Raw genomic sequence first — 24,558 nt, forward strand, 5'->3', positions numbered from 1 at the left:
GGAAACGGTGTGGTGGGGTCCGGTGGCGGTGGCACCGGACCCGGGTCCGGGGGGAATGGCTCGGGCTCGTGAGTGGGAGGAAGGGTCATGATCTCTCCTTTGCGTACGCGGTGTAGTGCTCCGGGCAGATGCTTGCAGCCTACTCCCCGTTGCGTGGCAGCTATAGGGTTTCCAGCGTTTGTGAATTTCTAGGTCAAATGACCTAAAGTGAGTGTCATGAATGATCTCCTTGAATCTGACCCCACCGGTCCCGTCCTGATCGTCGGCGGCTACGGCACCGTCGGTACGGCACTCACGCGACTGGCCGGTACCCAATGGCCATTGCTCCTCACAGGCAGGAATCCGGACCGCGGCAGCCACCTGGCAAGCGGAAATGTGACCCTCCAAAGGTGGGACCTCAGCCGCCCGGAACCCTTCGAAGCCAAGGTCAGGGCGGTGATCAGCACTGTCAACGACCCCGACGACAGAGTTCTCCGCGCTGCCGTCAGCGCCGGCATTCCGTACGTCGATGTCACCCGCTGGACCAGCCGCGTCACCAGGGCAGCCACCCTGGCAACAATCCTGCGGCCCACTGCTCCTGTATTGCTGAGCTCGGGCTGGATGGGTGGCGTGATCAACATCGTGGCAGCTGCCTTGGCCCAGGACGCGGGCGGCAGTGACCAGATTGACGTCGCCATCCGTTACGACATCAACGACAGCGCTGGAGTTGATTCAGTGGACTTCATGGACCGGCTGGGACTGGACTTTGAAGTACGCAAAGGCGGTAAGGCCGCCGTCGTACGTCCGTTGAGCGACACCCGCTGGGTAGACATTGCCGGGCACCGCACCAAGGTGGCACGGCTCGACACTCCTGAACAGTTCACTTTGCCGCTCACCCTCGGTGCCGGATCGGTGGCAACCCGGATTGGGTTCAGCTCCAATACGTCCACGACGGCGTTGCTCGCCGCACGTGCGGTGGGACTGTTCCGCTGGGGGAGTGGGGAACGGTGGACGCCGCTGCGACGCTCCCTGTTGTACTCGCCCGGCGCGGGCGGCACGGCCCACATCCGTGTTGACGTGAATGGGCCGGAGGCAACACGAACGGCCGTCATTTCAGATCCGCAGGGACAGGCCCATCTGACCGCGTTGGGCGGATTGCTGGGGCTGCGCGCAGTTCTCGCGGAGGGTGCGCGGCCCGGTGTTTCCTTCCCCGAATCCGCGCCGGATCCTGCATCCCGGCTCGCGGAACTTGAATCGCACGGTGTGACAATATTGAGGTCATGACCGAAAGCAAGGGCGCCCTCAGGAAGGCTGCGCTCCTTGACGCTGCTGAAGAAGTATTGGTCACCAAGGGCAACGCGAACGCTGCAATGCGGGACTTTGCCGCTGCCGCAGGGGTGCGGATCGGACATCTGCAGCACTACTTTCCAACCCGTTCAGACCTTATCCGCGCCGTCCTTGAGCGAGCCCTGGAGCGCTCGCTGCGGCGGCTTGAGGAGACAGCCGGGTTCGGCCTCGGCTCAGACGCGTCAGGCACGTTGTCCCGGGACGATTCCGGCCGTCTGCTCACCGCGCTGCTTCTGGAGCATTCGGAGTTGGCTGATGTAAGGATGCACTTGGAGATTTGGGCACTGGCCGCCTCGGATGATCAGGCGGCCGGTGCTCTGCGGTCTTTTTACCACCAATACGCTGCGCACGTTCAAGGTGTTGTCCGGCGGGGCCGGCCGGAACTGTCGGAGCCGTCCCTGAGGGGAGTGGCGGCCGCTATCGTCAGCCTCTTTGAGGGAGCGGCCGTGACACGATCCGACATCGCGGGGCTACGAACCGAACAAGGCGATCATGCCATCATCCGCACCGCGCAGTGGTTGATCCACGGACAGGAAACCGCCCAGTGAACCACCTGACGCCCACGCCCGCGCAGCTTCGCTGGCAGCAACTCGAGTTCGGCGCGTTCATCCACTTCGGCATCAATACCTTTGCCGGCAAGGAGTGGAGCGACGGCACCATACCGCCGTCGAAATTCAACCCCACAGAACTCGACGCCGGCAGCTGGGTTCGTGCGGCCAAGGAGGCGGGCGCGAGGTACTTGATCCTCACTGCCAAGCACCATGACGGATTCTGCCTCTGGCCCACGGCGACAACTGACTACTCTGTCGCGTCCTCGCCCTGGCGCGGTGGGTCAGGGGATGTTGTTCGCGAGGTTGCCGAGGCCTGCGCAGAACAGGGCGTCGGACTGGGGCTCTACCTGTCGCCCTGGGACCGGAACGCGGGCTGTTACAGCGATCCCGCGGCCTACGACGACTTCTACGTCCAGCAGCTCACGGAACTCTGCACCGGTTATGGCCCGCTTATGGAACTGTGGTTCGACGGCGCCGGGTCTGTGGGCCGGGAGTATGACTGGGAACGGATCATCGCTGTTGTTAAGGAGCACCAGCCGGACGCCATGATCTTCAACATGGGCCAGCCCACCATCCGCTGGGTAGGCAATGAGAATGGGCTGGCGTCGGACCCCGTGAACTACGTGGTGGACCGCACGTCCGACACCCAGTACACGGAGTCCAGCTCAGGGCTGGGGATCGAACACTATCTACCGCCGGAGTGCGATGTTTCCCTCCGCCGCGGCTGGTTCTGGCACCCGGACGACGAGCCCAAATCCACCGAACACCTGCTGGCGATTTATTACCAATCTGTGGGAATGGGTGCGAACCTCCTGCTGAACCTTCCTCCAGACACCCGGGGGCTGCTTCCGGAGCAGGATGTCGCGACGCTCCAGGAGTGGAAGGCCGAGCTGGACCGTCGCCTCTCCGGCGCGGTTGAGGCCACTATTGACCACCACGACGGCGGAGCGACCCTGAGCTTCCCTGCTGCCGTGACGTTCAACCATGTGGAACTCGCGGAGGACCTGAGTTCGGGGCAACGGATCACTCAGCACACGGTGTTTGGTGATGACGGCGTTGGGGGAGCGGGGCTTGATGGTGGAGCGGGGCTTGTTGAGGGGCAGACGGTGGGGCACCGACGCATTCACCAGATGCCCGTTGTCACCGCAAAAAGGTTGCACGTGAAACTAAGCGGTAAGGGTGGCGGCGGCCGCCTTAGCTCAGCGCGTGTCTACACCGGAGCGCTGGATGCCGCAGTGCCGATGATTCCCGAAGGCTACGAAGCCCCCACGGACGCGCCGGACCAACAGCCCAACTAGGTAACAGTAAACGTCCCATTGAGCGCTCACTGGGACGTTTACTGTTACCTAGTTGGGAGCCCGGCTCTTCCCACACCGGCCCCCAGAACATGATGCAGGGAGGTAGCAACAGCTGCCCTCAAAAAGTTTTCAAAAAAACTCTGTACCTCGCGTAACCCTTTGGCGTCCTTGGTCGATTACGTCTGTGAAAGGGCCGAGCTGGAATTTGTCCCCCATCATGTTCCAGCTCGGCTCTTCCTTGTTCGGAGGAGTTGTCCAAAGTAGTTTCCCGGACAAGCGGGTCCTCCCTGGGGATGGCCCGGCAGAGCAGATACCCTTGGTGGGGTTGTCCGTCGTTCAACACGGGTGACCTGGCTGGAAAGCCACGGACCTGCCGCCGATCGAAAGTCCCACAATTGTGACCGACGCGTTGACCGACGAAGCGCTTCATGCGCTCAAGGGCAATACCGCGGAACTGTTCAGCGCCGTTTACCAGGCCTACGCGGGCCAGGTTCTCGGATACCTGACGGCCAAAGGCGTGCCCGATCCTGAAGCAAGTACGCAGGACGTGTTCCTGGCGGTGTTGCCGCGGCTCGATGACCTCAGTGGTGGCGTCAATGGCTTGCGGACTTTCATTTTCTCGGTGGCCCATGCACGGATGGTGGATGAGCACCGGAAGCAAAACCGGGCGCCGATACAGCACGAGTTCGAGCCCGAACGGGACACGCGCGAGACGAGTTCTGCAGAGGCCGAAGCTTTGTCCAGACTGGCGCCATATGAGGTTGCGGCGCTTCTGGACAACCTGGGCGAGGACCAGCGTGAGGTCCTGCATCTCCGCATCGTGGCCGGCCTGACGGTTGAACAGGTAGCCGACATCATGGGGAAAACTGCTGGCGCAGTCAAGCAATTACAGCGCCGGGCCCTCATTGCGCTCCGTGAGCATTCGGCAGTAAAGGAATATGTGTCGCCATGACATGCAGGGATACAGAACGCGAAGCGATCGTGGACGAGTTACTGCTCGACGCCGGACTCGCCGACGCTTCAGACGTCCGCCAAGCGCTGGTTTCGCTGGGTACCTTCGCCAACCTTCCGGCTCCCGCTCCCAGCCCGGAACTCGCTGCCATGATCGCCGGCCCGCACGATGAACTGTCCAAGCATCGCTGGCGTCACAAGCACCGGACCACAGTGGTCAGCATCGCGGTAGTGGCTGCAATGGGACTTGGGGTGAGCGGCGTCGCCGCGGCCAGCTCGGGATTCACCCGGAACCCTTCCTTCATTGACCAGCTCATCAGTAATTTCCACCCCCGGCCATCAATCGCGGCACCCGAACTGCCATCGCCTGACGCTCCCAGAGTCACTACGGAACCGGCTCCTGCGGTAGACCCCGCGGCGATTCCACCTTCCTCGGAAGCGGCAACCATTCCACTCCCCGCGGCTGCTGATGCCGACAATGTGGCACAGGCACAGGCACAGGCACAGGCACAGGCACAGGCACAGGCACAGGCGGAGGCACAGGCGGAGGCGCCCGACGCCGTCCCGGCAGTGCCAGTACCTAAACCTGCCGACGCCGGCGCTGCCCACGCCGGCGCTGCCCAGCCGGGCGCTGCCGACGCAAGCTCTGCCCATCCAGGAACTGCCAAGCCGAACAAATCACTTGGCGGCGCAGCCCAAGGGCCGCAGGCCAAGGAAGACCAGTTCGGGCGGCAGAGCGCGGATACCCCTAAGGCTGAAGCGTCAAAAACCGACACCGGAAAGCCGGCAAAGCCCGGGCTCAGCGGCAAGCAAGGAGCGTTGCTTCCGGCGCTGTCCGACAAACGCACCCCAGAACAGTTCCAGCCCGTGACGGACCAGTGGAAGAAGTGGCTGAAGCAGGGTCACCGCTAGACACCCGCCATCTGGGCACAGACGCAGAATATTCGGCCAGAAGGCCCGTCGGTGGGCAGGTAGTCTGGGGGGATGATGCATGTCAACGATCCTGACGTCGTGGAACGCTTGATGCGAACAAAGGGCACCTGGGCCATCGTCGGTCTCAGCACCAACCAGTGGCGTTCCGCGTATGAGGTCTCGCTCTATGTCAGGGACACCATGGGCATGGAAATCATTCCCGTAAATCTCAAGGGGGAGGACGTTCACGGCGAGAAAGGGTACCCAACCCTTGCCGATATTCCGGCAGCCAGGCATCCCATCGACGTTGTTGAGTGTTTCGTCAACTCCCAGCGCGTTGGGGCGGTGATCGACCAAGCGATTGCGATCGGCGCCAAGGCCGTGTGGCTCCAATTGGGCGTATTCGACGACGAAGCTACCCAGCGTGCCAAGGACGCGGGGCTAGAAGTGGTAGTGAACTCCTGCCCGGCGCGCGAAGGCTGGCACTACGGCTTGTGATTCCAGGCCCGGTTCCTCTGTTAGATTTCAGCTGAATCAATTCTTGAGTCTTGGGGGACAACCATGTTCGGCGGCCATTCTGCGGTGTCATTTTCCACTCCCAGCAGGCGGGCCGCTTTCGGCATCCTTGGCGCTTCCGTGGTGGCCGGCCTGACAGCTTGTACAGCAGCGGAAAGTTCGACGCCGGCGCTGACGCCCACTGGAGCCGCCGGGTCGCCCGAGGCGCCGGGGCAGAACGGTGCACTGGGGGTCGGAGGCGAGGTTCCGACGTCGTCCGCTTCGACGACGCCGACGCCTAGCACAACGCCCACCCCCACCAAGCGCATCCGGCGCACCTTCATTCCGGACTACCAACTCCCGCCGATCGTGGGCGGCCTGGCGCCAGTGATCAGCAAGATCGAGACGAAGCACCCGGTGGTGTTCCTGACCATCGATGACGGCAACATCAAGACGCCTGAATCCGTGAAACTGATGGCGGAGTACGACTACCCCGCGTCACTGTTCCTCACCAAGGACACGGTGGCGGACAACCCGGCTTTCTTCAACGCCTTCAAAGCCCAGGGAAGCCTGATTGAGAACCATACGGTCACGCACAACATCAACATGGTCCGGCAGTGGGGTTACCAGCAGCAGGTCAACGACATGGTGGGAATGCAGGAGTACGCGTTCCAGCACTACGGCCGCCGGCCCACGCTCTTCAGGCCGCCTGGAGGGGCTTACTCCAACGTGATGCGGCAAGCCGTGGCGGCATCGGGCATGAAGGCGATCGTCACCTGGGAAGCCAAGGCCAACGCGGGCAAGATGGACTATCAGGTGGGGAACTCCCTGCGCCCGGGGGACATTGTGCTCATGCATTTCCGAGCCGAATTCGCCGCCGACCTCGCTGCTTTCCGCGCGGCCCAGTTGGCTGCGGGGCTGGAAGTAGTGCTGCTGGAGGATTTCCTGGGCGTGGCGTAGGCAGCGGCGTAGACGTGGCCCCGCGCCCGGAGCGCCAGTAGGCTCGCTCCATGGACGTTTCCACCCTCCGCGACATCTGCCTGGGCTTTCCGGGCGCCTTTGAAGACTTCCCCTTCGGGCCTGAGACGTCCGTGTTCAAGGTGCGGGCCGCCGTCGCCGGGGGTGCCCGCCACGAGGCGAAGATGTTCGCCCTTTCCACGATGGATTTGGACAACTGGTCCGTGAGCCTCAAGTGCGAGCCCGCATTGGCAGAGCAGCTCAGGGCGGCAAACCCTGAAATCACGGGTGCCTGGCACATGAACAAGACCCATTGGAACGGTGTTCGCCTGGATGGTGGCCTATCCGACCAAATGGTGCGGGACATGGTGGAGGACTCTTATGACCTGGTGGTGGCAACGTTGAGCCGCAAGCAGCAGGAGCAACTGGGCTGGGCCCGGCTCGCAAAGCCGCAAGGCAACTGACACGCCCGCGCACACCCTCCCCACGGCGCTGACATGGGGCTAGATTGATACTGCATACCTAAAGACCTCAGCCATGGGCTGGTCAGGAGCGGTTTGATGCTGGATCAGAAGACACTGGACCACTTATGGAACTTTCGCGATCCGGCTGCCTCGGAAGCCAGATTCCGTGCCGCGATGATCGAGGAAATGTACGACGCCGACGAACGTGCTGAGTTGGCAACCCAGCTTGGGCGGGCCATCAGTTTGCAAGGACGCTTTGAGGAAGCCGATGCGCTGCTGGACGACATCGACGACGACGAGCCCACCGTAGGCGTGCGCATCCTCCTGGAGCGCGGGCGGGTTTTGAACGCCGGCGGACGTCCCGCCATGGCTGTTCCCCTCCTGGAGCAGGCTGCCGAGTTGGCGGACCACCTTGGTGAGGAATTCCTGGCCGTCGATGCACTCCACATGCTCTCGCTCGCGGATGCCGCGCACGCCGAGGTTTGGATGCGAAGTGCCCTCGAATATGCCTCGACAGCACGCGATGAGCGGACCAAGCGCTGGATGATTGCTTTGCACGTTGGCCTCGGGACGTTTCTGAGGGGTAAAAAGCGGCTCACGGAGGCCATGGTGGAGTTCCAATTGGCCGAACAATGGGCGGAACGACTGGGATCCGAGGGGCAGAAGGCGTTGGCCCGGGAAGCCATCACGGAGTGCGGAAAAGCCCTCGCCGAAGGACCATAGAAAGATCACGCTTTGACATATGTTGATCGAAACTGCCGCGAAATATTGATTTTCGATCATTCGTGGTGAATTATGTCACAGAAGGTTGGTGCTGCCAGAGCGCCAACCCAGACTGTCTGACTGACCGGCTTTTCCGCCGCAACAGTCGACACTACGAGTCACTGGAGGGTTTAGAAATGAACGTTCAGCACCAGTCCGTCGGTCGCCGTGGATTCCTGCGCGGAGCACTCGCTGCAGCCGTGCTCGTGCCCATGGGGGGAACCATTGCTTCATGTGCCGCAGGTGGCGGCACCACCACCGCCGGCCCCACAGGCACTGTCTCCGACACCAACCCGTTCGGCATGGCAGACAAGTCCACAGTGGACGCCGTGATCTTCAAGGGCGGCTACGGGATCGACTACGTCGAGTTCGCAGGCAAGGCCTTCGAGAAGGCGCATGAGGGTTCCACGGCCAAGATCTCCCCGTCCACGGATATCGCCCAGGAACTTCAGCCGCGCTTTGTCGGTGGCAACCCGCCGGACCTGATCGACAACTCCGGCGCCAAGGCCATCGGCTTCAGCACCATCCTTGCCCAGCTCGAGGACCTCACCAGCGTTGTGGAGGCCAAGAACCTTGAAGGCAAGGTCATCAAGGACACCCTGTACACAGGCGTACTGGCTCCGGGCACATTCGACGGCAAGCTTGCTGCACTGAACTACGTCCTGACCGTCTTTGCCGTGTGGTACTCCGACTCCCTGCTCAAGGAAAACGGCTGGACCGTTCCGAAGACCTGGGATGAGATGTACGCACTCGGCGAGCAGGCCAAAGCCAAGGGCAAGTACCTCTTTGTCTGGGGCAAGGAAGCTGCCACGTACTACCAGGAACTGGCCATTGCCTCTGCCATCAAGGAAGGCGGCGACGACGTTCGCCTCGCCCTGGAGAACCTCAAGGCCGATTGCTGGTCGCACCCGGCCATCCAGTCCGTCTTCACGGCCTTGGACAAGATCGTCAAGGCCGGCTTCTTCAAGCCCGGCGGTTCCGGCACCCAGTTCACGGCCGCCCAGGCACAGTGGAGCAACGCCCAGGAGGCTGTGTTCTACCCCTCGGGTTCCTGGATCGAGAACGAAATGAAGGACCAGACCAAGGCCGGCTTCAACATGATGGGTGCCCCGGCCCCGTCCGTGAGCGCCAGCCCCAAGATGCCGCAGACAGCACTTCACAGCGCTGCAGGCGAGCCGTTCATTGTTCCGAGCCAGGGCAAGAACGCCGCCGGCGGCAAGGAGTTGCTCCGGATCATGCTCTCCAAGGAAGCTGCCACCAACTTCGCCAAGACCAAGCTTGCTCCCACCATCGTCAAGGACACCGTCCCGGCCGATGGATTCGGGTCCACAGCCCTGGTTTCGCAGACGAAGATGCTCAGTGACGCCGGCGAGAACATCTACACCTGGAACTTCATCGACCTGTACGGCACCAACAAGGACCAGCTGGTGGTTTGGAACACCTTCCTGGACGGCAAGTCGGACGTCGCAACCCTCACCTCGGCACTCCAGAACATCACCGACAAGGTCCGCAATGACAGCTCGGTCAAGAAGATCGAAGTGAAGTGACGTCAGTGAAAACTCAGCAGAGCCGGAACGACGACGGCCTGGCCGCCGTCGTTCCGGCGCCGGCTCCACCGCAAGTGATTAAGCGGCGGCGGAAGCCGTTGACGTGGGACAAGGTCAGTTTCTTTGCCGTCTTCCTCGGACTGCCGTTGGCGATCTACCTCTTGTTCGTCATTTGGCCGTTCATCCAGGCCTTCGGTTATTCGTTGACGGACTGGTCCGGTTTTTCGCCGAACCAGAACTTCATCGGCCTTGAAAACTATGTGAAGATCTTCACGGACGACATCTTCATGAAGGCGATGTCCAACAACATCGTCCTGGTGATCTTCCTCCCGATCATCACCATCATCCTCAGTTTGGTCCTTGCCTCCTTGGTGACAGTTGGTGGAAGCAGCAAAGGCCAGATCAAGGGCCTGCGCAATTCCAGCTTCTACCGCGTGGTCTCGTTCTTCCCGTACACCATTCCCGCAGTGGCCATTGGCATCATGTGGGGGCAGATCTACGATCCCTCCGGTGGACTGCTGAACGGCATCCTCACCGGATTGGGCCTGGACCAGTTCAAGGACTTCGCCTGGCTGGGTGACAAGAACACCGCAATGATCGCCACGATGTTCGTGATTGTGTGGGGCTTCGTAGGCTTCTACATGGTCCTGTTCGTCGCCGGCATCAAAGGCATTCCTGCGGAGCTTTTCGAGGCCGCCAGGATCGACGGCGCGGGCCGCTTCCGCACCGCAGTGTCCATCACCATCCCGCTGATCCGCGACAACATCCAGACCGCCTATATCTACATGGGCATCCTGGCACTGGACGCGTTCGTCTACATGGCCGCGCTGAACTCCGGCGGTGGTCCGGACAATTCCACGTTGGTCATGGCACAACAACTGTTCTTCACGGCTTTCAGCAAGGGACAGTTCGGTCTCGCCAGCGCCATGGGCGTTGTGCTGGCCATTGCCACGCTGATCTTTTCCGGACTGGTGTTTTTGGTCAACCGGCTCACCGGCGGCGATAAGGATGTGAGCCTGTAATGAGTACCAAAGTCTCAACCCCGGAAATGAAGTCACTGCACTTCCAGCCCCGGACCCCGGCAACCACGAAGGGCGACAAAGTGGTGGGAGCGGTGTCCCACACCGCGCTGACCATCTGGACGCTGATAGTTATCCTGCCGCTCCTGTGGACGTTCATGTCCTCCTTCAAGACCTCCAGCGAGATTTTCGCTTCACCGTTCGCTTTGCCTGGTGAATGGAAGCTGGACAACTATGTCAAGGCCTGGAGCGAAGCCGGCATCGGCAGCGCCTTCCTGAACTCGATCATCGTTGTGGCCGCAGCACTGGTGATCGTCATGGTCCTCGGTGCGATGTGTGCCTACGTCCTGGCCCGGTACACCTTCCGGGGCAGCAGGGCCATCTACTACCTGATGCTCGCCGGGCTGACGTTCCCGATCTTCCTTGCCATGGTGCCGTTGTTCTTCGTACTGAAGAACATGGGACTGCTGAACACCCTGCCGGGCCTGATCCTGGTGTATGTGGGCTTCGCGCTTCCGTTCACGGTGTTCTTCCTCTTCTCCTTCTTCAAGTCTCTGCCGCACGAAATCACCGAAGCAGCAGCGCTTGACGGCGCAGGGGAGTGGAGGACGTTCTTCCAGGTCATGTTGCCGATGGCCAAGCCGGGCCTCGCCTCGGTTGCCATCTTCAACTTCCTGGGCCTTTGGAACCAGTTCCTGATTCCGGTGTCCATCAACGCCGCCGGCCCCCGGGTCCTCTCGCAGGAACTCGCGGCCTTCGCCGGCCAGATGGGCTACGCAGTGGACTACGGCGCGCTGTTCGCAGCCGTCAGCGTTACGGTCATCCCGGTGCTCATCGTCTACGTGATCTTCCAGCGCCAGCTGCAGGGTTCCGTTTCGCAGGGCACGTCCAAGTAGTTCAACCAAGCCAAAGACAGCGTTCGACGGCGGTCGTCACCTGAGGTGGCGGCCGCCGTCGGGTTTAACTTCTGTAAAGATGGAACGGATCTGTAGTGCAACGAAAGGCAGCAGCCCGTGATCTTTATTGTGGTCAAATTCAACGTCAAGCCTGATTGGTCCGAGCGCTGGCTGGACCTCGTGGCTGACTTCACCGAAGCAACCCGTGCTGAGCCGGGCAACCTCTGGTTCGACTGGTCCCGCAGCGTGGATAACCCCAACGAGTTCGTGTTGGTGGAAGCCTTCCAGGACGATGCCGCCGAAGCCCACGTCAACAGCGCCCACTTCAAGAAGGCCATGGCGGACATGCCGCAGGCCCTCGTGGAAACTCCGCACATCATCAGCCGCCAGTTCGAAGGCAGCGGTTGGGACCGCATGGGCGAGCTGACCATCACGTAGCTAGTCCTCGCTGTGCAGCTCCCGTTGCCGTGCGCTGAGCAGCTCAAACTCAGGCCGGGCAGCCACGAACCGTTCAACGGCGTCGAGCACCTGCTGCAGGTGGGCGTGATCCGGGGCCACCAACGCGGCTCCAATCAGCGCACGCCGATGCTGGTCCTGGAGCCCGGTCTCGGCAGCTGACACGTCGAAGCGGCGTTTGAGCTCGGCCACGAGGGGCCGGACCATGGAGCGCTTCTCTTTGAGACTATGGACATCGCCCAAAAGGACGTCGAACTCAATCCATCCGATCCACATGGTCCATTATCACCGCAGGTCAGGTGACGTATGCCATGTGGACTTGATCAAATCTTGAGCCAACGCAGCAAGGCGCCTTGAGTTCCGTTCGGCAGTGTCTATGAGGTTGGCCCAACCGGCCGACGGACTCATTCGCTGCTAGTTACTCAGGACTGACATCGTGCCCCAAACCCCTTCCCGGCTACGCCCGCGCACCCACGCCCCCTCTCATCCGGTCCGGATCCTGCTCGCCACCGCCAGCTTTGCACTTGCCACCGTCAGTGTGTTGGGAATCGGCGCTGCACCTGCCTCCGCCTCACCGGGAGATGCCTCTCCGGGCCAGGGAACGGCTGTCCGGGCATCCTCCAGTGTTTCAGCGCTCGCGGGCCAGACTGAGCAGATGGTAGTGGTGCCCGTGACGGCAGGGTTGGAACCCACCCGGGTGAAGGGGACCATCGCGGTGTCGGGGAAACCTGAGGGTACGGTCCGGGCAACGGTCAACGGCCGGGTCATCCTCGAAACGAACGCTGCAGCCACGGTTCCCCTGGACGAAGCGGTCAGCAATGCCGACGTTATGGGCCAGCAGCTTACGGTGGGGCTGCAGCTCATACCGGTAACCCACACCATGTGCGTGGTCTCCAACGCCACGGCAACCCTGAACAACATGACGGTCGACTTCAGCGGGACCGCCAAAGCACCCACCACGGTGGGCGAGTTCTTCCCGGCGTCCGTGCCCGCCGTCGTGCTTCCCGTCCCCGCGGATCCCGGCGCGGATGTTTCCGCCGCCATCATGACCGCCTCGGCCGCCATGGCCCAACGCTATCCGGACGCCGCCGTCGCAGTGCTTCCGGAAGCCGAGCTGGTGGCGCGTGCTGCCACTCTCCCGGCCGGCAGCCGGATCCTCAGCGTCACCGCAGACCCGGGAGAAACCGCCACCAAGCTGGCCACGGCAGCGGACCTCCCGCAGCTCATCCTCAGCGGCCACGACGAACAACTCCGCACCGCCGCCCGGGCGCTTGCCAGCGACAAAACCGCGCTGGCCGTGACCTCCTCCGTGACCGGCCTGACCTCGGCGCTGCCTGCCGCACCGGGCCTGGTCCAGAGCCTCAAGGACCTGGGCAGCACAACCCTGAAACTCTCCGGCTACGGCACCCCGGAATCCTTTGTGGGCGTCTCCCAGTCGCAGTTCGGAGGCCCGGTTTCGTCGGTGAAAGTCCAGCTCAAGGGCACGCACACGGCTGTCCCGGACAACGCACAGGCGCAGCTCTCGGTCTTCTGGAATGACTACCTGCTCAGTTCCAAGAACCTCGACGGCGGTGACACCTTCACGGTGGATGCTGAGGTTCCAGCGGGCCAGCTACAGGCGAAGAATGGCCTCCGGATCCGTCTGGCCGCCCTCCCGGCAGGCGGCGATTGCACCGGGCCCGCAGGTGTCATGCCCATGGAAGTCACCCTGGACACCTCTGGCAGCACCCTCACGGCGGTCCGTGGCGGATCCACGAAAGCCGGCTTCGAACGATTCCCCCAGGCTTTTGGACAGAGCGTTCAGGTAGCGTTCGGCGATGGCAACGCCCAAGCCAACACCGTCAACGCAGCGACGCTGCTGGCTTCCCTGCAGCGTGACAGTGCCTCCCTGCTGGATACCCGTGTGGTGGGCCTAGACGCCTTGGCTGGCTCCAGCGAGTCCGGGCTGGTGGTGGGTGCCACCGCCGACGTCGCAAATAAGCTGTCCGCACCGCTGCGCTTGGCGGAGTTCCGCACCATCTCGCCTGACGAGGTCGAATACGGCGTAGGCGCCTCGGCTCCGTACGGCGTGTTGGAGGCTTTTGAGCAAAGCGGCCGGAATCTGCTGCTCCTGGGTGCTTGGGCACCTGAAAATGACGCTGCCGCCGCGTCCACGCTCCAGTCTTCATTGGCCTCCCATGTTGGTGCAGTTGAAGGCGGCTGGGCATCGCTGTCCCGGAACCTCCTGGTGACCCAGCCGTCGGGAACTCCCGTGCTGCTGGAGAGCAACGTGCTGGTTCCGCAGAAGGCTGTGACCGATGACTACCGTCCCTATGCCTGGTGGATCAGCGGGGCAGTGGTGGTCCTGGGCCTGGCGTTCGCCGCCCGGACAGTGCTCCTGCGGCGTCGTGCCCGGGCAGCACGGGCATATGTGGATGCTGAGCAAATGGCGGGACAACCGGCAGATGCCACAGGACCTGCGAAACCGGGTCATGACAACTAGCGCCGCCGCTCGTCCGCGGGCCGCCCACCGGCGTCCGGCGGCGCGGTCGCTGACACCGGTGCGGCCTCTGACACTGCTGCGTTCGGTGACCGGGCTGGTCACGTGGGCCTGGGCGCGCCTCGGTGCGCCCGTGGCAGGGCGCAAGGTTCCCGGCACCAGGGTGGTAGCCGTGGTTTCACTGCTGGTGGGCTACCTCGCGTGCCTGTACACGATCGGCCAGGGCACCAACCTGGACTATTCGGATGCCCAAAGCCACCTGACCATCGCCCGGCGAATCTTCGACAGCAAGGCGCCCGGCTTTGAACAATTGGGCACCGTGTGGCTGCCCATGCCGCACCTGCTGCTGGCGCCGTTCGTGCTGAATATGTGGCTGTTCAGCACGGGCTGGGCTGCCGGAATCCTGGGGATCCTGGCGTTGTCCGCCACCACCACCGGCCTGTACCTGATCGCAGCCCGACTCGGATTGGGCAGGGCCGGACGTCTCGCCACGACCCTGGTGGTCCTGGCCAACCCGGCGGTTTTGTACGTCTACACCACGGCGTTGACGGAACCGGTGCTCATCATGTGCATCGTGGGCGGCATGGCTGGCTTGGCGCATTGGGCCACCAGCCGCCGTCGAATGAGTGCCGGAGAGCTGGCCGTCTTCGCCGGTATTCCGTCCGCCGCTGCAGTGCTTTCCCGTTACGAAGGCTGGGCGCTGGTGATGACCGGAACCCTGTTGGTGTTGATCGTCGCCAAGCGCCGCACCGGTGCGTGGCGGGAGGCATTCATCATGGCCGGTGGCTACGTGATGATTCCGGCCGCGGCGGTCCTCTGGTGGATCTCCTACAACTGGGCCATTTACGGCAACCCGCTGGAGTTTATGTTCGGGCAGTACTCCGCCTACGCGCAGCAGAAGAACATCACCGACGGCGGCCTGTTGCCCACCAAGGGCAACCTGGGACTCACGCTGACTACTTTCCATTGGTCCCTGCTGGAGACAGTCGGCGTGGTGGTCCTCGCGCTGGCGGCATGTGGCGCCGTCGTGCTGGTCTTCAGGCGGGGCTTTGCCAACAGCACCCTGCTGGTGGCGGTGACCGGCAGTGCGTATGCTTTTGCGGTGCTGAGCCTCTTCCTGGGGCAGACGGCCATCAACAACGACCATTCGCTGCCGTCAACGTGGTGGAACAACCGCTTCGCGCTGACGGCGCTGCCCCTGGTGGCCATCCTGGCAGCTGTGGTGGTGGAGGAGTTCACCCGCCCGGCCCGCATCAAGCCCGTGCTGATCGGCGTGTTGCTTGCTGGACTCGTGGTGCAGAACCTTTGGTGGGGGGAGGATCCCACGGGTCGTCTCGCCGTCCTGGCGGAGGGGCGGATGTCAGCGGAATCCACCACTAACTCCACGGCCGCGGCGCGCTGGCTTAAAGAGCACTACCAGTCCGGTGGAATCCTCATGGACGAGAGCGCCCGGGGCAATGCCGTGCTTCCTGTCATGGGCATTCCCCTTAAAGAGATCTACAACCGCGCCTCCGGAGACTACTTTGCTCCGGCGCTGAAGGACCCGGCCAAGTACGCGCAGTGGGTATTCGTCAACGTTGAAGCCGGAAAGGGAGCACGGGACTCGGGACCCACGGACCTTGTGTACCAGGCGATCGTGGCGAACCCGTCGTTCACTGTCCGCTACTCCGTGGCATTCTCGACTCCAACCCACCGGATCTATGAAAGGTCCTCCCACTGATGACTTCCCTTTCACGTTTGGCGGACTCCACGCTCAACCGGCAGTCGATTGGCCAGACGCTGCTTGCGGCGGGGCTCATCACCCCGGAACAGCTGCAGCGTGCGCTGGATCGAGCGGCGAGCGAAGGTGGGCTGCTGGGCAGGCACCTGATCCTGGAGGCCGGGCTGGACCGCCGTCGGATTTATGAAGTCCTGGCACAGCATTGGGACGCGCCGCTGGTGGACCTGGTGGCTGAACCGGTGGACGACCAGCTGATGGAGGTGCTGGGGTACAGCGATGTGGGCGAGCCGCAGTGGCTGCCATGGAAGATGGACGGTGACGTATTGACGGTGGCCACTGCGGTGGCTCCGTCAACGGCCATCGCAGAGGAAGCGGCGCGTCTTTTCGGCGCCGCATCTGTTGAATTTCGCACCACCACCGACTGGGACATCAACCAGTCCATCCAGCGTTCCTTCCGGCGCCACCTCCTCTACGAATCCGCCGAGCGCCTTGCCGAAGAGCGGCCCGGCGAATCCGCACGTACCGCCCTGACCCCATGGCAGCGCTACCTCCCGGTGGTCCTGCTCACGGGACTAATCACTGCGTTCGTGCTCTCTCCGCTGACGGCTTTGATCGTCCTGCTGGCAGCAGCAAACGTCGTATTCCTGGTGAGCATCGGCTTCAAGACGCTCGCCAGTCTCCGTAGCCCCTTCGACCGGATGCGTGACGCCGCAGTGGCCAAAGCCAGGGACAAGGAGAGGGCCACGCGTGGACTGCCTCCCTTGGCGGAGGAACGGGTCCCCGATGGCGACTTGCCTGTCTACACGATCCTGGTTCCGGTATTCCGGGAAGCGAACATCATCGACAAATTGTTGGCCAACCTGGGCCAACTGGACTACCCACGTTCCAAGCTGGATGTCCTGGTCCTCCTGGAAGAAGACGACGCCGAGACCATCGCCGCGGCGAAGGCTTCGCGGCCACCGGAATACGTCCGAATCCTCATCGTGCCCAAGGGTGATCCGCAGACCAAGCCAAGGGCCTGCAACTACGGGCTGACGTTCGCCCGCGGTGAGTACGTGGTCATCTACGATGCCGAGGACCGCCCCGAGCCCGGCCAGCTGCGTGCTTCCATCGCCGCGTTCAAGCAGGACGCCTTTGAACGGGAACACCTCAACCCGGACCGCAAACCGTTGATCTGCGTCCAGGCTGCGCTCAACTACTTCAACGCGGACCAGAACGTCCTCACCCGGATGTTCACCATCGAATACACGCACTGGTTTGACTCGATGCTCCCTGGCCTGGACAACTCAGGGATCCCGCTGCCGCTGGGTGGGACCTCCAACCACTTTGTGACCTCGCTGCTGAAGGAAGTCGGTGCGTGGGACCCATGGAACGTCACGGAGGATGCCGATCTGGGACTCCGGGCGGCCGTGGACGGATACCGCGTGGGCGTCATCAACTCCACTACGTGGGAAGAAGCGTGCTCGCAGGTGCCGGCGTGGATCAAGCAACGCACCCGCTGGATCAAGGGAGATATGGTCACCTCGGCCGTCAATACCCGGAACACGGTGCGTTACATCAAGAGCACAGGTGTTGCCGGCGCCGTCGGGTTCCTCGGCCTGATCCTGGGAACCCCGCTGGCGTTCCTTGCCTACCCGCTCGTGGTGGGCTTCACCGTGGTCACGTACATCGGCTACGACATTGTTGGCCTGGTCCTGCCCGAATGGCTGTTGGTGGGCGGAGTGGTGTCCATGCTGTTCGGCAACGCCATGATGATCGTAGTTTCCGGTCTCGCTACCCTTCGCCGGCACGGATGGAGGATCGCGATCTTCGCCCTGCTCAACCCGTTTTATTGGGTGCTGCACTCAGTAGCGGCCTGGCGGGCGGCCTGGCAGATGCTCACCAGCCCTCACAAGTGGGAGAAGACGCCGCACGGGCTGGAGGCTGAATACCACGACGACGGGCACTGGGTTGGGTGAGGCGCGGCCGGTTGAATCCGCCCCTGATCTTGAGCAAATCCTGAGCAAATGCCGCAGTGGGATTGAGTAAGCCTCGCCACACTGAACTCAAAGCCGCAGGATGACCAGCTGAGGGGGTTGGACACGGTGCTCGATGCTTTCTCGGTACGGGTTGGTTTAGGCGTAGTCACGGTGACGCTCTTGGTGCTGTTCTGTATCTCCTTCCAGCGCACCCGCTCACCTTATGCGGGCTGGTGGAGCCTGGCCCTGCTGGAATTCATGGTGGGCAACGCAGCTTTCCTGCTCAACGGCACCCCTCACCAGCAATGGGCCAACCCCGTGGGCAACATCCTGGTGGTGGCCGGAGCGTTCAGCGTTTGGGCAGGCGCAAAGACCCTTCGGGACCGGAAAGCGGCACCATGGCAGTTGGCCATCGGTCCCGCCGTTACCGCCGTCGCGTCCTTCCTGGATAGTCCCGGGACCAATGTATGGTCCGGCGGATTCGTCTATCTGGCGATGATGACCGTGGGCATTGCCTTGGCCGCCTATGACTTGTGGTTCATCAAGTCCTCGCACTCCCAGGTCCACAAAGCCCTGTCCGTCGCGGCGGGCCTGCTTGCCGGCTATTACCTGGGCAGGTGGCTCGTTTTTGTACTGGAAGGCCCGTCAAGCCACACGTTCACTACGTACTTTGGACCTGCACCTTCGGCACTGATATCCATGGTGCTTCTGGTCACCGTGTCCTTCAGCATGACCGCACTTACCAGCGACCAACTCATCAAGGGACTCAAGGAACGGGCCGACCGCGACCACCTGACCGGCCTCCTTAACCGGGGAACCTTCCTGGACATGGCCACCACTGAACTCCACCGCCTGCAGTCCGCAGGATCCGGCGCAGCCATAGTCCTTGCGGACCTTGACCATTTCAAGGCCGTCAACGACGAATTCGGTCACGGAGCCGGGGACAAGGCTCTCCAGGCCTTTGCCGAGGCCTGCGGTGCCTCGGTCAGGTCCACCGATCTGATCGGGCGTTACGGCGGTGAGGAATTTATCCTGTTCCTGCCCGGGGCCACGCAGGACCGGGCCGAGGACATCGCAGCCGAAATCAGCCGCCGGATGGCAGCCACCCCGGCGCCCGAGGGCGTCGCTTTTCCCACCATCAGCTATGGAGTCACCTCCAGCATCCCCGCTGGTGCTGACATGAAATTCATGATTGAGGTGGCGGATGCAGCCCTGTACAGCGCCAAAGCGCAAGGAAGAAACCGGATTGTAGGAGCTGACCGCCATCAGGCGGCCATTATCGCGGATGAGGCACGATCATGACCTTCAACGAACTCACCACCAGGATCCAGATCCAGCACACCCAGGAGCTGTCCGCCTTCCGGCAAAACATCACCAGCGCTCCCTACATGGCTGGAACGCCGACGTCCCTGAATGCGGACCGCCGGTCAGTCCGGATGGGTCCCGTTCAATCGGTGGAGGACGGGAACGCCAACCTGACCATCGTGGCCGATGTGGAAGGTCTGGCCTGGTTCACTGCTGACAAAGGCCTGCTGGGCAGTTGCATCACGGTGTCCATCGCGGGTCACCGCAGGAACACCGGGACCCGCGTCCACCTCCCTCTGGCCGAATGCGACGCCTGGATCGAGGCCATCCTCGGCGGCTCCTGGATCACCCACGTGTACCGCGCGGGCAAGAGGGTGGAGCCCGATGGCAGGATGGACGTCGCCTCCTACCGGCTGTTCCTGGACGAGCGCCGCAATCCCGTCGCCAAGCCGCAGGCTGTCGCTGATACCACGCTGCGGCGCCTGGAAGAATCGTGACCAGCACCAAGCCCCGAAGACTTGTCCCCGCTGACGCTGACTCCCGCATCGAAAAACTGGAACGGCACGTCCAGGCGCTCATGGAAGAGCTCCACCATGTCCGCCATGAGCAGCGCCGCGAAGCGCTCACTGATGCACTCACCGGACTCGGCAACCGTCTGGCCTTGGTGGAGGCCTTCGTTGCGGCACGGAACGCCGCGGCCCACGGTTCGGCTCAACCTGCGCTCCTCCTCGTGAACCTGGACGGCTTCAAGGCTTTGAAGAACTCCGCCGGCCTTGCCGCGGCGGACCAAGTCCTGGTCACCGTGGCGATGCGAATCCGGTCGGCCGCACGGGAGAACGACGTCGTCACCCGCCTGGGTGCCGACGAATATGCGGTGCTGTTGCCCGCCACCCCGCAAAACCGGGCCACCGCCGTCGGCAACCGCATCCTGGCCGCGCTGGAACCGAACATCGACCTTGGGAACAACAGCGTCCGCTGCGGTGCAAGCATGGGACTGCGGACAGCAGAGCCACACCATACCCTCGAGGACCTGCTCCAGGAAGCCGATATCGCTGTGGAGGAATCCAAGAGCGAGGGCCGGAACAAGCTCAGGGTGTTCGATCCCGCCACGCTGCACGCCCGGCAGCTCCAGCGGCAGATTGTGGGTGAACTCCGCGAAGCCATCCGTACAGATCAGTTGGTTCTGAACTACCAGCCGATCGTGGAGCTGGCCACGGGAAGGATCGAAGGCTGCGAAGCCCTGGTCCGGTGGAACCACCCTGTGCACGGCTTGATCATGCCGGACCAGTTCATTCCCGTGGCCGAGGCTACGGGACTCATCGCGGAACTGGGGAGGTGGGTCCTGCGCACGGCCGTGGGGCAGTTGCGGCAGTGGCGGGACAACCCGGCCACGGCCCAGCATGACTTCTCCATGCGCATCAATGTCTCCGCTGCGGACCTGCAGAGCCTCGAGTTCGTGGACGACGTCAGCGAAGCCCTTGCCGAGGAAAGCCTGCGGCCGGAATCGCTCGTCCTGGAGCTGACCGAAAGCGCCATCATCCAGAACAATGAGCTGGACCGCTACACCCTGGCGAGCCTGCACAGGCTGGGTGTGGGACTTGAAATCGATGACTTCGGTGCCGGATATTCGTCCATGGGCTACCTGCGGAAACTCCCCGTGGACCGGGTGAAAGTGGACCGGCAATTTGTGAAGGACCTCGGAAGGGACCCCTCCCAGCTCGCGTTCCTGGCGGCCATCCAGGAGGTCATCCGGTCCTGTGGGCTGGAAGGAGTGTGGGAAGGCATTGAAACCGCCGAGGAAGCAGCAGCGCTCCAGAGCATTGGCTGCGCCAGCGGCCAGGGGTATTACTTCGGCAGGCCCTTGCCCGGGGCTGAGTTCACGGAGCAGTTGACCCGGCTGCGGACCTGGCCGGCGTAATCTCCTTGTAAGACGTCAAAAGGCCCCTGCAATCGTCCTCGCGGGCGCGTGCAGGGGCCTTTTGCTTGGCCAGTCGTTAGCCGAAGTACTTCGGCAGGGTGGCTTCGTGTGCTTCGCGGAGAGTGTCCAAGGAGAGCTCGTCCACACCGTTGATCTCCAGCTTTCCACCGGCAGCGTCAACAACGCCGATCCGGAGGTGGGCGAAGCCGCGGGCGGTGCACATGTCCTTGAAGCGGACTTCCTCGGAGCGCGGCACGGACACGATCGCACGGGCCTGGGACTCGGAGAAGAGGGCTGTGAACAGGTCCACTCCATCGCGCTCCATGAGTTCTTCAAGGGCGATCCGGGCACCCACACCGTAGCGCAGCGAGGATTCCACCAAGGCAGCAGCGAGGCCACCTTCGGAGAGGTCGTGTGCTGCGTCAACCATGCCATCGCGGGAAGCGTTGATCAGGATCTCGCCCAAGGCGCGCTCTGCTGCGAGGTCGACCTTCGGGGGCAGGCCACCGAGGTGTCCGCGGAGGTTTGACCATTCCGAACCGTCCAACTCTGCTGCGGTGGTGCCCAGCAGGTAGATGGCCTGGCCGTCCTCGCGCCAGCCCGACGGCGTGCGGCGGGCGACGTCGTCGAGCTTGCCCAGGACTGCCACCACGGGGGAGGGGTGGATGGGTGTGGTGCCGGTCTGGTTGTACAGGGAGACGTTGCCGCCCGTGACCGGGATGCCGAGCTCCATGCAGGCATCCGACAGGCCGCGGATGGCCTCGGCGAGCTGCCACATGACGTCCGGGTCCTCAGGGGAACCGAAGTTCAGGCAGTCGCTGACAGCCATCGGAACAGCGCCGGACGTTGCGACGTTGCGGTAGGCCTCGGCCAGCGCAAGCTGTGCACCCTGGTACGGCTCCAGATAGGTGTAGCGGCCGTTGGCGTCGGTAGCCAGGGCAACACCCAGTCCGGTTTCTTCGTCAACGCGGACCACGCCGGAGTCATCCGGGAAGGCCATGGCCGTGTTGCCGCCAACGTAGCGGTCGTACTGGTTGGTGATCCAGGCCTTGCTGCACATGTTGGGCGATGCAACGAGTTCGGTGACGGCTGCTGCCAGCTCGGACGGAGCTGCCGGGCGGCCGGCATCCTCAACGGAACCGGTGAAGGCGTTGGCCTGCACCGAGTCCTGCCACTCCGGGCGGGCGAACGGACGGTCGTAGACCGGGCCGTCGTGCGCAACGGTGCGGGGATCGACGTCGACGATTACTTCGCCTTCCCAGGTGATGATGAGGCGACCGGTGTCGGTGACCTCACCCAACCAGGAGTACTCGACGGCCCACTTGTCCATGACAGCTTCGAACGCTTCGATGTTCTCCGGGGTGACCACGGCCATCATGCGTTCCTGCGACTCGGACATGAGGATCTCGCCCGGCGTCAGCGTGGGATCGCGCAGCAGGACCGAGGTCAGCTCCACCTCCATGCCGCCGTCGCCGTTGGAGGCGAGCTCGGACGTGGCGCAGGAAATACCTGCGGCGCCGAGGTCCTGGATACCTTCAACCAGCGAGCCCTTGAAGAGCTCCAGGCAGCACTCGATCAGGACCTTCTCCGCGAACGGGTCGCCCACCTGGACGGCAGGACGCTTGGATGGCTTGGTGTCATCGAAGGACTCCGAGGCCAGCACCGAAGCGCCGCCGATGCCGTCGCCACCCGTGCGGGCACCGAACAGGACTACCTTGTTGCCCTTGCCGGAGGCGTTGGCGAGGCGAATATCTTCGTGGCGCATGACGCCAACAGCCAGGGCGTTCACCAGCGGGTTGCCCTGGTAGACGGAGTCGAAGACCATTTCGCCGCCGATGTTCGGCAGGCCAAGGCAGTTGCCGTAGCCACCGATGCCGGCGACAGCACCGTGCATGACGCGTGCGGTGTCCGGGTGGTCGATTGCGCCGAAACGCAACGGGTCCATCACGGCAACCGGGCGGGCGCCCATGGAGATGATGTCTCGGACAATACCGCCGATGCCAGTAGCGGCACCCTGGTACGGCTCAACGAAGGACGGCGAGTTGTGGGACTCGATCTTGAACGTCACGGCCCAGCCGTCGCCCAGGTTGGTGACACCGGCGTTCTCGCCGATACCCACCAGCATGTCCTTCTTCATTTCCTCGGTGACCTTCTCGCCGAACTGGCGGAGGTGGTTCTTGGAGGACTTGTAGGAGCAGTGCTCGCTCCACATGACCGAGTACATGGCCAGCTCGGCGCCGGTGGGGCGGCGGCCCAGGACCTTGACGATCTCGTCGAATTCGTTCTGCTTCAGGCCCAGCTCGGCCCACGGGAGTTCCGTGTCCGGGGTCTTGGCAGCATGCTCAACGGTGTCGATGTTGAACTTCTTGGTGGTTTCCGTGGTCACTTGTCGCCTCCCACAATCTTGGTCAAAACGGAGGTGAAGAAACCCAGGCCGTCGGTGTCGCGGGGTTCGCCGGCGGAGCCGGACAAGCCAGCCTCCGGGCCGAAGCCGGTCTCCACTGCGTGCTCGGGGTGCGGCATGAGGCCCACCACGTTGCCCGCGGCGTTGGAGATGCCCGCGATGTCGCGGCGGGAACCGTTCGGGTTGAATCCGACGTAGCGGAACACCACGCGGCCCTCAGCCTCAAGGGCATCGAGGGTCTTCTCGTCAGCGATGTACTGGCCGTCCTGGTTCTTCAACGGCACAATGATTTCCTGGCCGTCGGTGTAGTCCACGGTCCAGGCGGTGTTGGCGTTTTCCACGCGCAGCGTCTGGTCGCGGCAGATGAACTTCAGGTGGTCGTTCTTGATCATGGAACCGGGGAGCAGGTGCGACTCGGTGAGGATCTGGAAGCCGTTGCAAATACCCAACACCGGGAGCTTCGCGTCGGAGTTCGCGGCATCGATGATCTTGGACATCAGCGGCGCGAAGCGCGAAATGGCGCCGGCGCGAAGGTAGTCACCGTAGGAGAAACCGCCGGGGATGATGACTGCGTCAACATCGCCGAGTTCGGAATCGGCATGCCAGAGGGGCACCGCCGTGGCGCCTGCGAGCCGCACTGCACGGGCGGCGTCGCGGTCGTCAAGGGTACCGGGGAAGGTGACGACGCCAACCTTGGCGCCTGCCAGCCGGGGCTCGGCGGCGACGGCGACAGCCTCGCCAATCAGGGGGATCGACGTCATATCAGGCCTCGACGACCTCGACGTTGACAACATCCTCGATCACCGGGTTGGACAGGAGGGTCTCGGCAGCTTCACGGGCCTGGGCCAGGATAGCGTCGGTCACCTCGCCGTCGACGGTCAGTTCAAAACGCTTGCCCTGGCGGACTGCGCTGAAGCTGTTGAAGCCGAGGCGGGGCAGTGCACCCACGATGGCCTTCCCCTGGGGGTCCAGAATCTCGGGCTTGGGCATGACGTCAACGACGATCCGGGGCATCCGGTAACTCCTGTGCGTGAGTTGGGTGAACCTTAAATAAGGCTGCCGCGGAGGTGCCGTCTCACGCCATTCAGCCGCATTCAAACAGCGTCTTGAACACAGGGTTAAACACGGTGGTGAACTGCA

The 24,558-nt window shown here is 63.1% G+C and carries 23 protein-coding genes; 19 read left to right on the plus strand and 4 right to left on the minus strand.

Annotated elements, in window-relative coordinates; translation table 11 throughout:
* The first annotated feature begins 216 nt into the window (after positions 1-216).
* From ABQM86_RS03720 to ABQM86_RS03780, 13 genes are all read left to right on the plus strand, one after another.
* A complete protein-coding gene (locus tag ABQM86_RS03720) occupies positions 217-1,263 on the plus strand; it encodes a saccharopine dehydrogenase (protein ID WP_369745959.1) in 1,047 nt (348 codons plus the stop codon).
* Complete coding sequence (locus ABQM86_RS03725) at positions 1,260-1,874, plus strand: TetR family transcriptional regulator (RefSeq protein WP_369745960.1); 615 nt, start codon at positions 1,260-1,262, stop codon at positions 1,872-1,874. The genes ABQM86_RS03720 and ABQM86_RS03725 overlap by 4 nt, the downstream gene beginning before the upstream one ends.
* Complete coding sequence (locus ABQM86_RS03730; protein WP_369745961.1) at positions 1,871-3,175, plus strand: alpha-L-fucosidase; 1,305 nt, start codon at positions 1,871-1,873, stop codon at positions 3,173-3,175. The genes ABQM86_RS03725 and ABQM86_RS03730 overlap by 4 nt, the downstream gene beginning before the upstream one ends.
* A 397-nt stretch (positions 3,176-3,572) precedes the next feature.
* Positions 3,573-4,127 carry an RNA polymerase sigma factor gene (locus ABQM86_RS03735; RefSeq protein ID WP_207596148.1) on the plus strand — a complete coding sequence of 185 codons (555 nt, stop codon included), beginning with the start codon at positions 3,573-3,575 and terminating at the stop codon, positions 4,125-4,127.
* A complete protein-coding gene (locus ABQM86_RS03740) occupies positions 4,124-5,038 on the plus strand; it encodes a hypothetical protein (protein WP_369745963.1) in 915 nt (304 codons plus the stop codon). Before ABQM86_RS03735 ends, ABQM86_RS03740 begins: the two co-directional genes overlap by 4 nt.
* A gap of 72 nt (positions 5,039-5,110) precedes the next feature.
* Complete coding sequence (locus tag ABQM86_RS03745; protein WP_207596150.1) at positions 5,111-5,536, plus strand: CoA-binding protein; 426 nt, start codon at positions 5,111-5,113, stop codon at positions 5,534-5,536.
* An 84-nt stretch (positions 5,537-5,620) separates the two neighbouring features.
* On the plus strand, positions 5,621-6,493 hold the full coding sequence (locus tag ABQM86_RS03750; protein WP_369745964.1) for a polysaccharide deacetylase family protein: 873 nt from the start codon (positions 5,621-5,623) through the stop codon (positions 6,491-6,493).
* 50 nt (positions 6,494-6,543) lie between these two features.
* Positions 6,544-6,954, plus strand: a complete 411-nt coding sequence (locus ABQM86_RS03755; RefSeq protein WP_369745965.1) for an MmcQ/YjbR family DNA-binding protein — start codon at positions 6,544-6,546, stop codon at positions 6,952-6,954.
* A gap of 96 nt (positions 6,955-7,050) precedes the next feature.
* Positions 7,051-7,677 (plus strand): hypothetical protein, encoded by a 627-nt coding sequence (locus ABQM86_RS03760; RefSeq protein ID WP_207596153.1) that lies wholly within the window; start codon positions 7,051-7,053, stop codon positions 7,675-7,677.
* 176 nt (positions 7,678-7,853) lie between these two features.
* Positions 7,854-9,263, plus strand: coding sequence for an N-acetylglucosamine/diacetylchitobiose ABC transporter substrate-binding protein (gene ngcE / locus ABQM86_RS03765; RefSeq protein WP_089593576.1), 1,410 nt, complete (start codon positions 7,854-7,856; stop codon positions 9,261-9,263).
* Between the two features lie 5 nt (positions 9,264-9,268).
* Positions 9,269-10,285, plus strand: a complete 1,017-nt coding sequence (locus tag ABQM86_RS03770; RefSeq protein WP_242703509.1) for a carbohydrate ABC transporter permease — start codon at positions 9,269-9,271, stop codon at positions 10,283-10,285.
* Positions 10,285-11,178 carry a carbohydrate ABC transporter permease gene (locus tag ABQM86_RS03775; RefSeq protein WP_026541797.1) on the plus strand — a complete coding sequence of 298 codons (894 nt, stop codon included), beginning with the start codon at positions 10,285-10,287 and terminating at the stop codon, positions 11,176-11,178. Before ABQM86_RS03770 ends, ABQM86_RS03775 begins: the two co-directional genes overlap by 1 nt.
* Before the next feature lie 117 nt (positions 11,179-11,295).
* Positions 11,296-11,616: a putative quinol monooxygenase gene (locus ABQM86_RS03780; RefSeq protein ID WP_369745966.1), complete on the plus strand. Its 321-nt coding sequence runs from the start codon at positions 11,296-11,298 to the stop codon at positions 11,614-11,616.
* Here the strand turns inward: ABQM86_RS03780 and ABQM86_RS03785 are convergent, their stop codons facing one another.
* Positions 11,617-11,910 (minus strand): DUF503 domain-containing protein, encoded by a 294-nt coding sequence (locus ABQM86_RS03785; protein ID WP_207596162.1) that lies wholly within the window; start codon positions 11,908-11,910, stop codon positions 11,617-11,619. It lies immediately after the preceding gene.
* Between the two features lie 160 nt (positions 11,911-12,070).
* Between ABQM86_RS03785 and ABQM86_RS03790 the strand changes: the two genes are divergently transcribed.
* The 6 genes from ABQM86_RS03790 (at position 12,071) to ABQM86_RS03815 (ending at position 21,014) form a co-directional block, all read left to right on the plus strand.
* Positions 12,071-14,116, plus strand: a complete 2,046-nt coding sequence (locus ABQM86_RS03790) for a cellulose biosynthesis cyclic di-GMP-binding regulatory protein BcsB (RefSeq protein WP_369745967.1) — start codon at positions 12,071-12,073, stop codon at positions 14,114-14,116.
* Positions 14,106-15,833 carry an ArnT family glycosyltransferase gene (locus ABQM86_RS03795; protein ID WP_369745968.1) on the plus strand — a complete coding sequence of 576 codons (1,728 nt, stop codon included), beginning with the start codon at positions 14,106-14,108 and terminating at the stop codon, positions 15,831-15,833. Before ABQM86_RS03790 ends, ABQM86_RS03795 begins: the two co-directional genes overlap by 11 nt.
* Complete coding sequence (locus ABQM86_RS03800; protein ID WP_369745969.1) at positions 15,833-17,791, plus strand: glycosyltransferase; 1,959 nt, start codon at positions 15,833-15,835, stop codon at positions 17,789-17,791. Before ABQM86_RS03795 ends, ABQM86_RS03800 begins: the two co-directional genes overlap by 1 nt.
* Before the next feature lie 117 nt (positions 17,792-17,908).
* Positions 17,909-19,093, plus strand: coding sequence for a GGDEF domain-containing protein (locus tag ABQM86_RS03805; RefSeq protein ID WP_207596165.1), 1,185 nt, complete (start codon positions 17,909-17,911; stop codon positions 19,091-19,093).
* Positions 19,090-19,593, plus strand: coding sequence for a hypothetical protein (locus ABQM86_RS03810; RefSeq protein ID WP_207596166.1), 504 nt, complete (start codon positions 19,090-19,092; stop codon positions 19,591-19,593). Before ABQM86_RS03805 ends, ABQM86_RS03810 begins: the two co-directional genes overlap by 4 nt.
* The gene (locus ABQM86_RS03815) at positions 19,590-21,014 is read left to right on the plus strand and encodes a putative bifunctional diguanylate cyclase/phosphodiesterase (RefSeq protein WP_369745971.1); all 1,425 of its coding nucleotides are present in this window, start codon (positions 19,590-19,592) and stop codon (positions 21,012-21,014) included. Before ABQM86_RS03810 ends, ABQM86_RS03815 begins: the two co-directional genes overlap by 4 nt.
* 76 nt (positions 21,015-21,090) lie before the next feature.
* Here ABQM86_RS03815 and purL read toward each other — a convergent pair whose 3' ends face one another.
* Genes purL through purS form a run of 3 tightly spaced genes read right to left on the minus strand, consistent with a single transcriptional unit; the run spans position 21,091 to position 24,432 of the window.
* Positions 21,091-23,400 carry a phosphoribosylformylglycinamidine synthase subunit PurL gene (purL, locus tag ABQM86_RS03820; RefSeq protein WP_280626484.1) on the minus strand — a complete coding sequence of 770 codons (2,310 nt, stop codon included), beginning with the start codon at positions 23,398-23,400 and terminating at the stop codon, positions 21,091-21,093.
* Entirely contained in the window at positions 23,397-24,179 is a 783-nt protein-coding gene (purQ, locus tag ABQM86_RS03825; RefSeq protein ID WP_337340491.1) for a phosphoribosylformylglycinamidine synthase subunit PurQ, read from the minus strand. The genes purL and purQ overlap by 4 nt, the downstream gene beginning before the upstream one ends.
* Position 24,180: 1 nt before the next feature.
* The gene (purS, locus tag ABQM86_RS03830; RefSeq protein ID WP_011773385.1) at positions 24,181-24,432 is read right to left on the minus strand and encodes a phosphoribosylformylglycinamidine synthase subunit PurS; all 252 of its coding nucleotides are present in this window, start codon (positions 24,430-24,432) and stop codon (positions 24,181-24,183) included.
* Between the last annotated feature and the right edge of the window lie 126 nt (positions 24,433-24,558).

The organism is Paenarthrobacter sp. AMU7, assembly GCF_041200195.1.
GTDB lineage: Bacteria > Actinomycetota > Actinomycetes > Actinomycetales > Micrococcaceae > Arthrobacter.